This window comes from Streptomyces sp. NPDC085931 (assembly GCF_044540565.1).
In the GTDB taxonomy this organism is placed as follows: Bacteria; Actinomycetota; Actinomycetes; order Streptomycetales; family Streptomycetaceae; genus Streptomyces.
The window spans coordinates 25,129-37,988 of the sequence record NZ_JBITSK010000012.1; the positions used below are offsets into that span (position 1 = coordinate 25,129).

Consider the following 12,860-nt stretch of genomic DNA (forward strand, 5'->3'; position numbering starts at 1 on the left):
CCTCCAGGGACGGGATCCGGCCGGTGTGCAGAGCCACACCTACGCGCACGCCGCAGCGCACACACGAACCCCAAGTGAACAACTGGCCGCAGCGGGAGGGAACCCGGCCGCGCGCGGGGTCAGCCCGTGGCGGCCCGGGCCATCAGCCGCACGCCCTCGGCGATCCGGGCGGGCGGCACGTGCGCGTAGCCCAGCACGAGCCGTATCTCCTTCGCCTCGGCGCTCTCGCCGGGAGCGTGGGCGTACGCCGACAGCGGGCGCACCGCCACCCCGGCCGCCGCCACGCGCGCGAGGAACCGCTCCTCGGGGCCGTACCGCTTCGGCAGCGTGGCGATGACGTGCAGACCTGCGGCGATCCCGGACACCCGGGAGCCGGGGAGGTGCGCCTCCAGGGCGGCGACCAGGGCGTCGCGCCGCTCGCGGTAGGCACGCTGGCAGCGGCGGAGCTGGCGGTCGTAGTCGCCGCGCTCCAGGAACCGGGCGAACAGCGCCTGGTCCAGGGCGGGGTGGCCGAGGTCCATGGTGCGTTTGCGCTCCACGACGTCGTCCGTCCACGACTCGGGCACCAGCAGCCAGCCCAGCCGCAGGCCCGGCGCGAGCGACTTGCTGACCGAGCCCGTGTAGGCGACGTGGTCCGGGTCGAGCCCCTGCAGGGCGCCGACGGGGGCGCGGTCGTAGCGGAAGTCGCCGTCGTAGTCGTCCTCCAGGACGATGCCGTCCACGGACCGCGCCCAGTCCAGCAGCCCGGCCCGGCGGCGCGCCGAGTAGGCGATGCCGGTGGGGAACTGGTGGGCCGGTGTCGTCACCACGGCCCGCACGCCCGACGCCCGCAGCGACTCCAGGGAGATTCCCTCACCGTCCACCGGCACGGGTACGGCCCGGACCCCGGCCGCCGCGTACAGCGTGTCGTGCTGGGGGCTGCCGGGATCCTCGACCGCGACCGTGCGCACCCCGCGCGCGTGCAGCGCGAAACCGAGCAGGGTCGTCGCCTGGGCGACCCCCGAGACCACCACGATCCGCTCCGGGTCGGCCACCACGCCCCGCCGCCGGGCCAGCAGTTCGGCCAGGGCCGTCCGCAGCCGGGGCAGTCCGCGCGGATCGGGATAGCCCAGCTCCTGGTGCGGCAGTTCGGCCAGCACGCCGCGCTGGGCGGCCGCCCACGCCGAGCGCGGGAACAGCGCCAGGTCCGGCGTTCCGGGCACGAAGTCCGCGCGGGTGCCGGGCGAGCGCGGGGCGAGGTCGTGCGCGCGCGGCGGCGCGGCCCGTACGGCCGCGCCCACCCAGGTCCCGGCACCCCGGCCGCTGCGCAGGTAACCCTCCGCCGTCAACTGCTCGTACGCCTCCGTGACCAGCCCCCGGGACACCCCCAGGTCGGCCGCGAGGTCCCGGCTCGACGGCAGCCGGGTGCCCGGTGCCAGCCGGCCCGAGCGGACCGCCTCGCGCAGCGCCGCCTGCAGGGAGCGGCCACGCGTGCGTGCCGGTGCCGAAACCGCCGGGAGGAGCAGCTCCCAGGCCGCGGACGCGGCATCCCGGCCCGGGTCGCTCTGCGTTGCCCTCATGAGGGGAGACCCTAGAGGCTCCGGGCCGGGCGGGCGGTCGCGGCCGTGGGGCCGGCGGCCGTCGGATCAGCGGCTGCCGTCGAGGACGACCCGGGCCACCAGCGCCGGGTCGTCGTTCATGGGGACGTGGCCGCAGCCGGGCAGCCGCACCAGCCGGGCCTTCGGGATGACGGTCTTGGCGCGCACGCCCTGGCGGGGGACGAGCAGCCGGTCCCGGTTGCCCCACGCCACCGTGACCGGCGTGCCGACGATGTCGTCGGTGAATCGCACGGTCCGGCCCGAGCGGAGCGTCTCCGCGAAACCCTGGGCCCGGGCCAGCGCGAGCGTCTCGGCGACCACGGCCTCGGGGGAACGGCGGCCCGGGCGGGCGTAGATGGTGCTGGTCAGCAGGGTGCGTCCGAGCGCGGGCCGGGCCAGGCGCTCGACCAGGGGCGGCGGGAGCCGCCGGGCGATCCGCCGCATCGCGCTCAGCACCGTGAACGCGTAGCGCCGCTCGGCGTCGTTCCAGAACCCGGCGGGGGACAGGGCCGTGACGGAGCGGACCAGGCGCGCCCGGGCCAGGTCCAGGGCCAGCAGGCCGCCCAGCGAGTTGCCCGCCGCGTGCGGCCGTTCGATCTCCAGCGCCGCGCACAGCCCCACCAGCACCGCGCTCATCGTCGGCAGGTCGTGCGCCATGCCGTCCGGGAGCGCCGGCGACTCACCGCAGCCGGGCAGGTCCACGGCGATGACGTCGCGCTCGGCCGCCAGCGCCGGGAGCACCGGGTCCCAGACCTGCCGGTGGTGGCCGATGCCGTGCAGCAGCAGCAGGGGCTCGCCGCTGCCCCGGCGGGTGTAGGCGAGGGTCACGTGCTGTTCGCCGCGCTCGGTGGCGACGGGGAAGGAGACGGTGGTGGGCATGCGGTAGCTCCTCGGCTGGACTCGCTGACGGACGCCGTAGACAGCTTGTCAGCAATTGCTACCGACGGGTAGGTCCGAGACGGCGCCAGGTTTCCCGGCCGGGGCGCGCCGACGTGCCCGGGCTTGTCCGGGAACGGTCGGTTCCGCCTGGACAAGGGCCGCGGCCGTGGGCTGGGATGGAGCCGTGACCTCCGAGACCGCGACCGACGTGTTCGAAGCACACCGCCCCGTCCTGCTGGGCGTCGCCTACCGCATGCTGGGCCGCGTGGCCGACGCGGAGGACGTCGTCCAGGACGCCTGGCTGCGCTGGTCCGGCGCCGACCGCGCGGACGTGCGCGAACCACGCGGCTACCTGGTCCGGATCACCACCCGGCTCGCCATCGACCGGCTGCGCCAGATCAAGTCCCGCGGCGAGACCTACGTCGGCCCCTGGCTGCCGGAGCCGTACGTCACCGACTTCGGCGCCACCGTGCCGGACACCGCCGAGCGGGCCGTGCTCGCCGACTCCGTCTCGTTCGCCGTCCTCGTCGTCCTGGAATCGCTGTCCCCGCTGGAACGGGCGGTGTTCGTGCTGCGCGAGGCCTTCGGCTACCCCTACGCCGACATCGCCGCCATGCTCGACCGCGGCGAACCGGCGGTACGTCAGCTCGCCGGGCGGGCCCGCAGACACGTCGAGGAGGGCAGGCCGCGCTACGAGGTCGATCCCGCCCAGCGCCGCGACCTCACCGAGCGGTTTCTCGCCGCCGCCGCGGAGGGCGACCTCGAAGGGCTGATGGCGCTGCTCGCCCCGGACGTCCGGCTGGTCGGCGACAGCGGCGGCAAGGCGCGCGCGCCGCTGCGGGTGCTGGAGAGCGCGGACCACGTGGGCCGCTTCCTGGTGGGCGCCGCACGCAAGGGCCTGCCGGACTTCTCCGTGCGGTTCCTGGAGGTCAACGGCGGCCCGGCCGTGCTGGTCCTGTCCGGCGACAAGCCCGACTCGGTCTTCCAGCTCGACGTCGCCGAGGGGCGCATCCAGGCCGTGTACGTCGTCCGCAACCCCGACAAGCTGCGCTCGCTGGCCGTCTGACGGAGGCCGCCGCGGCACCGGCGAAGGCTGTATTGCCGTGCCGTGAACGTTCCCGGCATTGGTCTTGACCAAGCATCAGGGCCGCCCTATGGTCGCAGAGAAGTGCAACAACCTTTAATAAACAAGGGCGCTAAACGCCGCCGACCACGGCTCTTGCGGAGGACAGGGTGGGGACCACGCAGCTGGAATCGGTGCCGGAACCGAAGTACTGGCATCTCAAGACCGTGCTCAGCCAAGCGCTCGACTCGGAGTTCTCGGTGGGGGAGATCCTGCCCAACGAGCGTGATCTGGCGGCCCGTTTCGGCGTCGCCCGCGCCACGCTCCGCCAGGCCCTGGAGCAACTGGAGCTGGAAGGCAGGCTGCAGCGCCGCCGCGGTGTCGGCACGACCGTCGCGCCGCCGCGCATGGGCGTCTCCCTCGGCACCGGCCCGCACACCTGGCCGGGCGGTCCCCAGGACGCCTGGCAGCCCGTCGACTGCACGGCGGCGGTGCCGCCCGCGGCCGTCGCCGACGCCCTGAAGACCGGCCGTGACGAGCCCGTGCACATCGTGCGCCGCTCCCGCGTCTCGCACGGCCGGCCGGTGGCCGCGGAGCTGCTCTACGTCCCGGAGTGCTCGGTGCCCGAACTCTCCGGCATCGACGCCCCGTCCGGGGCGGCACGCGCGCGTGCGGTGCTGCGCGAGCTGCAGCGGCGGGAGCTGGAGCGGCAGGAGAACGCGGTGGAACTCGGCTCCGCCGGGGCGGGCGACGCCAAGGAACTGGACCGGCTGCCCGGGGCACCCGTCCTCGTCGTCACGACCCGTTTCGTCGCCGCCGGGCGCACGGCCGCGCTGTCGGTGGCGACGTACCGGGCCGACACGTGCCGGCTGACCTTCGGTGACGCGGGCGGCGTGGAGATCCACACGGCGCCGGAGCGGAAGGCCTCCTGAGCGTCGCGGCCGGCGGGTGAGGGCGCGTCAGGACCGGTCGTGGCCACGCGGCGGGAACGGCGTCGCCCTGCCCTCCACCGTGAAGAGCTGCTCCTCCACGTGGTCCAGGGCCAGACGCAGGGCCCCCGTCGCCACGGCCGCGTCGCCGAGCCGGGAGAGGGTCACCTGCGGGGGACGCAGACAGTAGCGGGCGAGTTCCCGGCGGAGGGGGTCGAGGACACCGTCCAGGCCCGCCGCCCAGCCCCCGATGACGACGAGTTCCGGATCCAGGGCGAGGGCGAGGGCCGCCACGTCGTGGACCAGGCGCCGGATGAAGCGGTCGACGGCGGCCCGGGCCCGCTGGTCACCCTCGCGGGCCTGGGCGAAGACCTCGGCGACCGCCTGCTCGTCGAGCGGGTGCAAGGGCTCGTCCGTGGTCGACAGCAGCGTCTCGGGCGTCACCTCGCGGCCCAGCAGGTGCAGCGCCCCGATCTCGCCGGCCGCGCCGCCGTAACCGCGGTGCAGCCGGCCGCCGATCAGCGAACCGGCACCCGGGCTGAGCCCCGCCAGGACGTACACCACGTCGTCGGTCTCGGTGGCCGCGCCCTTCCAGTGCTCGGCGACGGCCGCCGCGTTGGCGTCGTTCTCCACCAGCACCGGGCACTTGAACGACCGGCTGAGCCGCTCGCCCAGCCGCAGCCCCGTCCACCCCGGCAGGGCGGTCCCGAGCCGAACCGTGCCGTCCGCCTCGACGATCCCCGGCGTCGCCACGCCGACGGCCCGCAGCGAGCCCCGCGCGACCCCGGCCCGCCGCAGCAGCTCGGCGACGGCCCCGCGCAGCCGCTCCAGCCGCTCGTCGGCCTCCGCGGTCTCCGCCACGTCCTTGGCCTGGGAGCCGATCACCCGGCCGTCCAGGTCGGCGAGCAGCACCGCGACCCGGCGGGCGCCGACCTCCACGCCGAGCAGATGCCCGGCCTCGGCCCGGAACCTGAACCGCCGCGCCGGCCGGCCCTGCCGGCGGGCGGCTCCCTCCTCGGCCGCCTTCTCGACGACCAGGCCGGCCTCGATGAGCCCTTCCACGACACCCTCGACCGTCGGCCTCGACAGGCCCGTCACCCGGGTGATCTCGGTCAGCGTCGCGCAGTCCGTGGCACGCAGCGCGTGCAGCACCACCGCGGAGTTGATCCTTCGCAGCAGCGAGGGATCCCCGCCGGTCAGCCGCCCCACCGTCCGTCCTCCCAGGTCGTGCGCGTGTTGGCCGGATCGTACTGCGGCACGGCGTACCCCGGCGAGGGGCGGGCACCGCGCCGCGGTGATCAGCCCGGTGCGACGAACCCCGACTCGTACGCCGCGATCACCGCCTGCGTGCGGTCCCGTGCCCCCAGCTTCGCCAGCACCGAGCTGACGTGCGACTTCACGGTCTCCGTCCCGACCACCAGCCGGTCCGCGATCTCCGCGTTGGACAGGCCCCGTGCCATCAGCCGCAGCACCTCCGCCTCGCGCTCGGTCAGCCGCGCCCGTTCCATCGCGGCCCGCGCGACCCGGTTCCCGCCGCTGTCGCCGTACTCGGCGGCGAGTTGCCGCACCGAGGCCGGGAACAGCAGCGACTCGCCCTCGGCGATCAGCCGCACCGCGTGCACGATCTCGGCGGGCCGGGCCCGCTTCAGCAGGAACCCGTCGGCGCCCGCGCGCAGCGCCTCGTAGACGTACTCGTCGTTCTCGAAGGTCGTCACCACGAGGATGCGCGGCGGCTCGTCGACCGTCCGCAGCAGCGCCCGCGTGGCCTCGATGCCGTCCAGCAGCGGCATCCGCACGTCCATGGCCACCACGTCCGGCCGCAGCCGCCGCACCAGCGGGATCACCGCCGCCCCGTCGGCCGCCTCCCCGACGACCTCGATGTCGGGCTGCGCCTCCAGCACGGCCCGCAGACCCGCGCGCACGAGGGGTTCGTCGTCGACGAGCAGAACGGTCACCGGCATCGGACCAGCGTAGATCAACTCAACGGCAGCTCAGCATGGACCTGCCAGTAGCCCTCGTGGGGTCCGGTGCGGGCCCGGCCACCGAGCAGGGCGGCGCGCTCGCGTATGCCGCGCAGACCGCTGCCGCGCCCGGGATCCGCTGCCCCGGCCGGCAGCGGATTGCGTACCGCGAGGACGAGCGTGCCGTCGGCGATCCGTACGCGGACCCGGACCGGGACCGCCCCCGCGTGCCGCAGCACGTTCGTGAGCGCCTCCTGGAGGATGCGGTAGCCCTCGCGGGACACCGGCCCGGGCACCGCCTCCACCGGCCCGGTCACCTCGGCGTCCACCGTCGCCCCCGAGGAGCGCGCGGACTCCAGCAGCCGCCCAGCGTCCGCCAGGGTGGGTCTGCCGCGGGCCGGCTTCCCCGACTCGCGCAGGACGCCGAGCACCCGCTCCAGGTCCTCCAGCGCGGCCCGGCCGGTCTCCTCGATGGCTGCCAGCGCCCGGTCGGTGAACGCGGGATCACCCGCCGCCCGCGCGGCCCCCGCCTGGACGACGGCGACCGTGAGCGCGTGGCCGATGGAGTCGTGCAACTCGCGGGCGATCCTGGTGCGTTCCAGCAGCTGCTCGGTGCGCTCCTCCAGGGCGGCGACGCGCTCGGCGGGGGAGGGGCCCAGCAGCCGCACGGCCAGCGCGGTGACGAGATGGCCCGACCAGACGACGACCACGGGCAACAGCAGCAGCGGCACGGGCGCGAACAGCCCGTACCACCAGTGGTGTCCCGCCGGGTGCAGCAGCGCACCGCCCCCCGGCTCCCTGCCCAGGGCCGTCGTCGCCAGATCGATCGACAGGAGCGGCAACTGCATGGAGAGCATGGCCACGGCGTAGCCGATGACCAGCCGGACCTCCAGCCACACCACGGTCCGGCCACGGTCGGCCCAGGTCGCCGACGGGGCAGCCACGATCTCCGCGCTCGCGCTGTCGTGCCGGTGACCGGTCAGCAGCAGCCGGGCCTGCAACCCCTCCACGAGCCGCATCGCCGGCACGAGCCCGGCGAGCCCGAGCAGCACCGCCGCCGTGACCTGCGTCCACCACGTCTCCTTGATGAACAGCCACAGGGACGGCCACACGACGGCCATGGCCAGGTGCAGCCATCGCGTGTACGTCACGGCCCGCGTCAACGGGCGCAGCATGCGGACCATGGCGTCATCGTGCCAGCCGCCACCGACAGCGGGCCTCCCCCGCACGGGGGAGGCGATCTCCACCGCCGGGGGAGGACCCGGCCCCGCGCGGGCGGCCACGCTTGCCGCCATGACCAGCATCGACGTCCAGGACCTCACCAAGGAGTTCGGCGGCCGGCGGGCCGTGGACCGGCTCTCGTTCCGTGTGCTGCCCGGCCGCGTCACCGGCTTCCTCGGCCCCAACGGCGCGGGAAAGTCCACCACCATGCGGCTGGTGCTCGGCCTCGACCGGCCCACCGCCGGTTCGGCCACGCTCGGCGGCCGCGCCTACGCCACCCTGCGCGAGCCCCTGCGCCACGTGGGCGCCCTGCTCGACGCCCAGGCGGCCCACGGCGCGCGCACCGCCCGTGACCACCTGCGGATCCTCGCCGTGAGCAACCGCATCCCGGACCGGCGCGTCGACGAGGTGCTGGAGCGGACCGGCCTGGCCTCCGTGGCCCGCCGCCGCGTGCGGACCTACTCCCTGGGCATGCGGCAGCGGCTCGGCATCGCCGCCGCGCTGCTGGGCGACCCCGAGGTGGTCATGCTGGACGAGCCGTCCAACGGGCTCGACCCCGAGGGCATCGCCTGGATCCGGCAGCTGCTGCGCCGGCTGGCGGCGGAGGGCCGCACGGTGCTGGTGTCCAGCCATCTGATGAACGAGACCGCGTCCTTCGCCGACCACCTCGTCGTCCTCGGCCGCGGCCGGCTGCTCGCCGACACCCCGATGCGGGACTTCATCCACGCACGCGTGCGCCCCGGCGTACGGATCCGCACCACCGACCCCGCCGCCCTGGCCACCGCCCTGGCCCGGCACGGTCATGACGCCGTGGAACACCCGGACGGCCACTGGACCGTCCCCCACGCGCGCGTGGACGACATCGGCCGCATCGCCTCGGCGGCGGGCGTGCCCGTCCTGGAACTCGCCGCCGAAGAGGCGACCTTGGAGCAGGCCTACTTCGACCTCACCGGCTCCGAGACCGAGTTCACCGCACAGCCGCAGGAGGCCTGACCATGGACCACACGCCCGTACTGCGCTCCGAGTGGCTGAAGATCCGCACCCTGCGGTCCCTGCCCGGAGCGCTCCTGGCCCTGTTCGCCGCCACCACGGCGTTCTCCGCGATCGCCGGTGTCTCCGAGACGTCGGACCCCGACTTCGACCCGCTGTTCACGGCCCTGTCCGGTGCCGTACCGGGGCAGATCGCGGCCGTCTCGTTCGGGGCGATGGCCGTGTCGGCGGAGTTCCACCCGGGCGCGCTGCGGCTGTCGCTGGCCGCCGTGCCCCGGCGGGGCCGGTGGTTCGCGGCCAAGGCGGCCGTCGTCGCCGCGACGGTGTTCCCGGTGGGGCTGGTGACGGCCGCGGCGGCTCTCCTCGCGGCGCGGGCGGGGCTCGGCACGGCCGCCGGCCGGCTCGACGCCGGGGAGCAGGTGCGCGGTGTGGTGGGCTGCGCCGTCTACCTGACGCTCATGGCCCTGTTCGCGGCGGGGCTCGCCGCGCTCCTGCGCAGCGGGGTCGCCACCCTGTCCCTGCTGATCCCGTTCGTCCTCGTCGTGTCCTTCGTGATCGGCGACGCGACGGGCACGGCCGCCGACTTGCTCCCGGACAAGGCGGGACAACTGGTCCTGCACGAGACCCACGGCGGGACCCTGGGGCCCTGGTCGGGGCTGGCGGTGACCGCGCTGTGGACGGGCGCCGCCCTGCTGGCGGGAGGATGGCGCCTGCGGCGCGGGGACGCCTGACGGGGCGCCGGCCTGATGCCCCGCCATGTGTCAGTGGCGGCGGGTTTACTGGAGCCATGAACATCGCACAGCACATCGCCCTCATCGACGAGCTGTGCTACCGCCCCTTCCCGGCGGAGCACGGCCCGTCGGACGTCGGCGTCTCGGGACCCGGCCGGCACGTCGCGGTGTTAGACGCCGCGGCGGACGACGACCCCGCGCGGTGGGCGGTGGTCGTGGACCAGTTGGAGAAGGAGCGGGACGCCGTCCGCGAGCTGCTGGCCTCCCGATGGGGCGACACCACGCCCTACGGTCTGCAGACCGTCCTGCTGCGGACCGCGCACGAGGAGATACCCGGGCCGTGGGCCGAGTTGAGCATGCGCGCCGGCTTCGCCCACGTGTGGGAGGTGGAGGGCACCGGCCGCTGGGTCGCCGTGGCGGTCACCGACCGCGACGCGACCCAAGGGCCCCTGCTGGTGGCGCTGGTGACGGAGATCCCCCCGCCCTGAGCGGGAGCGCGCCGCCGGGGACCGGCTCGCCGTGGGCGCTCAGCCCTCGGCCGCTTCCCGCAGGCGGGCGAACTCCTCGGCCATCGTCTCGGCCGTCCAGTGCGCGTTCAGTCCGCTCGGATTGGGCAGCACCCACACGCGCGTGCCACCGATCGTCCGTGCCTGCGGCCCCACCCGCGCCTTGCGGTCGTCGAACGCGGCGCGGTAGGCGGTCACTCCCACCACCGCCAGCCAGCGCGGCCGCAGCCGCCCCACCTTCAGCGCGAGCAGCCGGCCGCCCTCCCGGTACTCCTCGGCGCTCAGCTCGTCGGCCCGGGCGGTCGCCCGCGCCACGACGTTGGTGATGCCGAGCCCGTACGACAGCAGCTCCCGCTGCTCGGCCGGCTTCAGCAGCCGCGGTGTGAACCCGGACCGGTGCAGCACCGGCCAGAAGCGGTTGCCCGGGCGGGCGAAGTGATGGCCCGTCGCGGCCGTCATCAGCCCGGGGTTGATGCCGCAGAACAGTACGCGCAGGTCCTCCGCGACCACGTCGGGCACGACGCGGTCGCGGGCGGCCTGAAGCTCCTCGGGGGTGAAGCGGGTCATGGCGTGCGGCGCGTCAGAGGATCGCGCCGGGGGTGTAACCCGCGGCCCCGGGGTGCTGCTTGACGATCTCCTCGATCCGGGCGACGACCGTGGCGACCTGGTCGCCCGCGGCACCCGTGAAGGACAGCTTGTCGGCCATCAGCGCGTCCAGCTGGGCACGGTCCAGCGGGATGCGCTCGTCGGCGGCCAGCTTGTCGAGCAGTTCGTTGCGCTCGGCGCCCTGCTCGCGCATCGCGAGCGCGCAGGCCACGGCGTTCTCCTTGATCGCCTCGTGCGCCAGCTCCCGGCCGACGCCCGCGCGCACGGCGCCCATCAGCACCTTGGTCGTGGCGAGGAACGGCAGGTAGCGGTCCAGCTCCCGGGCGACGACCGCCGGGAAGGCGCCGAACTCGTCGAGCACCGTCAGGAACGTCTCCAGCAGACCGTCCAGCGCGAAGAACGCGTCCGGCAGCGCGACCCGGCGCACCACCGAGCAGGACACGTCGCCCTCGTTCCACTGGTCGCCCGCCAGCTCACCGGTCATCGAGGCGTAGCCCCGCAGGACGACCATGAGGCCGTTGACGCGCTCGCAGGAGCGGGTGTTCATCTTGTGCGGCATCGCCGAGGAGCCGACCTGGCCGGGCTTGAAGCCCTCGGTGACCAGCTCGTGCCCGGCCATCAGCCGGATCGTCTTCGCCAGCGAGGAGGGCGCCGCCGCCAGCTGCACCAGCGCGGTGACGACCTCGTAGTCCAGGGAGCGCGGGTAGACCTGGCCGACCGAGGTGAACGCCTGGGAGAAGCCCAGGTGCGCGGCGATGCGCTGCTCCAGGTCCGCGAGCTTCGCGGCGTCGCCGCCCAGCAGGTCGAGCATGTCCTGCGCGGTGCCGACCGGGCCCTTGATGCCGCGCAGCGGGTAGCGGCCCAGCAGCTCCTCGACGCGGCCGTAGGCGACCAGCAGCTCGTCGGCGGCGGTCGCGAAGCGCTTGCCGAGGGTGGTGGCCTGCGCGGCCACGTTGTGGGAGCGGCCGGCCATGACCAGCTCGCCGTACTCGCCGGCGAGCTTGCCGAGGCGCGCCAGCACCGCGACCGTGCGGTCGCGCATCAGCTCCAGGGAGAGCCGGATCTGCAGCTGCTCGACGTTCTCGGTGAGGTCGCGGGAGGTCATGCCCTTGTGCACGTGCTCGTGCCCGGCGAGGTCGTTGAACTCCTCGATCCGCGCCTTCACGTCGTGCCGCGTGACCTTTTCGCGCTCGGCGATGGAGGCCAGGTCGACGGTGTCCAGGACCCGCTCGTAGTCGGCGAGCGCCGCGTCCGGCACCTCGATCCCGAGGTCCTTCTGGGCGCGCAGCACGGCGAGCCAGAGCTGCCGCTCCAGCCTCACCTTCTGCTCGGGCGACCAGAGCGTGGCGAGCTCGGCGGAGGCGTAGCGTCCGGCGAGGACGTTCGGGATGCGGGGCTTGGCGGGAGCGGAAGTCACGTGCACGGATTCTACTGGCGATTCGTGCAGGCCAGCGCAGCGGGTGGGTTCGTCGGAACCTACGAGAGCGTTCCGGGAGTGGCGCGGGCACGGCCGGAGCGGGCGCGGCGCGGCCGCCGGGGAGCGGCGCAGCCGCAGGTGGCGGCCCGCTACGCCGGCTCTTCCCAGGGCAGCAGGTCCGGCCGCTTGGGCGGGAGGCCGTCGCCCGAGGAGCGGCCCGTCAGGCGGCGGCCTATCCACGGCAGCAGGTGCTGCCGGGCGAACCGCACGTCCGCCGCGCGCCGCACGACCCAGCCCGGGGGCAGCGTCGCCGGCATCGGCGTGCGCCACTCCGGGTCCTCCGGCTCGTAGCCGAGCGCCTGCCAGACCGCCTCGGCCACCCGGCGGTGGCCCTCGGCCGTCAGATGCAGCCGGTCCACGTCCCACAGCCGCGGGTCGGCGAGCGAGGGGGCGCCGTACAGGTCGACCACGAGCGCGCCGTGCCGCGCGGCCAGCTCGTCCACGCAGGCGAACAGCTCCTCCATGCGCGGCCGGAACCGCTCCAGGACCGGGCCCTGCCGGCCCGGGCTGCGCATCAGCACGAGCTGCCGGCAGGCGGGGGCCAGCTTCTCGACGGCCTCCTCCAGCAGGGCGCGCACCCGGCCCATGTCGCACTTCGGCCGCAGGGTGTCGTTCAGCCCGCCCACCAGCGTGATCACGTCGGCGCCCATGGCCGCCGCGACGTCCACCTGCTCGTCGACGATCTGGCGGATCAGCTTGCCGCGCACCGCGAGGTTGGCGTACCGGAAGCCGGGCGTACGGGCGGCCATCCGTGCGGCGAGCAGGTCCGCCCAGCCCCGGTAGGTGCCGTCGGGCATCAGGTCCGACATGCCCTCGGTGAAGGAGTCGCCGAGGGCGACCAGGCTGCTGTGGGTGGGGTTCGTGTCCATGGCGGCGGAAATGATATCCCGTGCACATACCCAGCAGTCGGTCACCCGTCT

At 74.8% G+C, this 12,860-nt stretch carries 13 protein-coding genes; 5 read left to right on the forward strand and 8 right to left on the reverse strand.

The features are described from left to right. Positions 1-119: 119 nt before the first annotated feature. Both ACIGAN_RS24445 and ACIGAN_RS24450 read right to left on the reverse strand, forming a co-directional pair. Complete coding sequence (locus tag ACIGAN_RS24445) at positions 120-1,559, reverse strand: MocR-like pyridoxine biosynthesis transcription factor PdxR (RefSeq protein ID WP_399860483.1); 1,440 nt, start codon at positions 1,557-1,559, stop codon at positions 120-122. A 66-nt stretch (positions 1,560-1,625) separates the two neighbouring features. Beyond that, positions 1,626-2,456 carry an alpha/beta fold hydrolase gene (locus tag ACIGAN_RS24450; RefSeq protein ID WP_365098771.1) on the reverse strand — a complete coding sequence of 277 codons (831 nt, stop codon included), beginning with the start codon at positions 2,454-2,456 and terminating at the stop codon, positions 1,626-1,628. Between the two features lie 184 nt (positions 2,457-2,640). Between ACIGAN_RS24450 and ACIGAN_RS24455 the strand changes: the two genes are divergently transcribed. Both ACIGAN_RS24455 and ACIGAN_RS24460 read left to right on the forward strand, forming a co-directional pair. Next, complete coding sequence (locus ACIGAN_RS24455) at positions 2,641-3,522, forward strand: RNA polymerase sigma-70 factor (protein ID WP_365745014.1); 882 nt, start codon at positions 2,641-2,643, stop codon at positions 3,520-3,522. Between the two features lie 167 nt (positions 3,523-3,689). Next, positions 3,690-4,451, forward strand: coding sequence for a GntR family transcriptional regulator (locus ACIGAN_RS24460; protein WP_399860488.1), 762 nt, complete (start codon positions 3,690-3,692; stop codon positions 4,449-4,451). Positions 4,452-4,478: 27 nt separating this feature from the next. On the opposite strand, the gene ACIGAN_RS24465 is transcribed toward ACIGAN_RS24460, so the two are convergent. The 3 genes from ACIGAN_RS24465 to ACIGAN_RS24475 form a co-directional block, all read right to left on the reverse strand. Continuing rightward, positions 4,479-5,657 (reverse strand): ROK family transcriptional regulator, encoded by a 1,179-nt coding sequence (locus ACIGAN_RS24465; RefSeq protein ID WP_365098774.1) that lies wholly within the window; start codon positions 5,655-5,657, stop codon positions 4,479-4,481. Between the two features lie 89 nt (positions 5,658-5,746). Continuing rightward, positions 5,747-6,409 carry a response regulator transcription factor gene (locus ACIGAN_RS24470; RefSeq protein ID WP_399860491.1) on the reverse strand — a complete coding sequence of 221 codons (663 nt, stop codon included), beginning with the start codon at positions 6,407-6,409 and terminating at the stop codon, positions 5,747-5,749. 14 nt (positions 6,410-6,423) lie between these two features. Next, positions 6,424-7,593 (reverse strand): sensor histidine kinase, encoded by a 1,170-nt coding sequence (locus ACIGAN_RS24475; protein ID WP_365745006.1) that lies wholly within the window; start codon positions 7,591-7,593, stop codon positions 6,424-6,426. A 109-nt stretch (positions 7,594-7,702) separates the two neighbouring features. Here ACIGAN_RS24475 and ACIGAN_RS24480 point away from each other — a divergent pair, with 109 nt between their 5' ends. From ACIGAN_RS24480 to ACIGAN_RS24490, 3 genes are read left to right on the forward strand one after another with little or no spacing between them, the layout of a single operon-like run. Next, a complete protein-coding gene (locus ACIGAN_RS24480; protein WP_365745005.1) occupies positions 7,703-8,623 on the forward strand; it encodes an ABC transporter ATP-binding protein in 921 nt (306 codons plus the stop codon). Positions 8,624-8,625: 2 nt separating this feature from the next. Then, entirely contained in the window at positions 8,626-9,351 is a 726-nt protein-coding gene (locus ACIGAN_RS24485) for an ABC transporter permease (RefSeq protein WP_399860494.1), read from the forward strand. Positions 9,352-9,407: 56 nt separating this feature from the next. Further along, positions 9,408-9,839, forward strand: coding sequence for a hypothetical protein (locus ACIGAN_RS24490; RefSeq protein WP_399860497.1), 432 nt, complete (start codon positions 9,408-9,410; stop codon positions 9,837-9,839). A gap of 39 nt (positions 9,840-9,878) precedes the next feature. On the opposite strand, the gene mug is transcribed toward ACIGAN_RS24490, so the two are convergent. From mug to ACIGAN_RS24505, 3 genes are all read right to left on the reverse strand, one after another. Then, positions 9,879-10,424: a G/U mismatch-specific DNA glycosylase gene (gene mug, locus ACIGAN_RS24495; protein ID WP_399860500.1), complete on the reverse strand. Its 546-nt coding sequence runs from the start codon at positions 10,422-10,424 to the stop codon at positions 9,879-9,881. 13 nt (positions 10,425-10,437) lie between these two features. After that, a complete protein-coding gene (gene purB, locus ACIGAN_RS24500) occupies positions 10,438-11,880 on the reverse strand; it encodes an adenylosuccinate lyase (protein WP_365745000.1) in 1,443 nt (480 codons plus the stop codon). 149 nt (positions 11,881-12,029) lie between these two features. After that, on the reverse strand, positions 12,030-12,809 hold the full coding sequence (locus tag ACIGAN_RS24505; protein ID WP_365098781.1) for an SGNH/GDSL hydrolase family protein: 780 nt from the start codon (positions 12,807-12,809) through the stop codon (positions 12,030-12,032). Between the last annotated feature and the right edge of the window lie 51 nt (positions 12,810-12,860).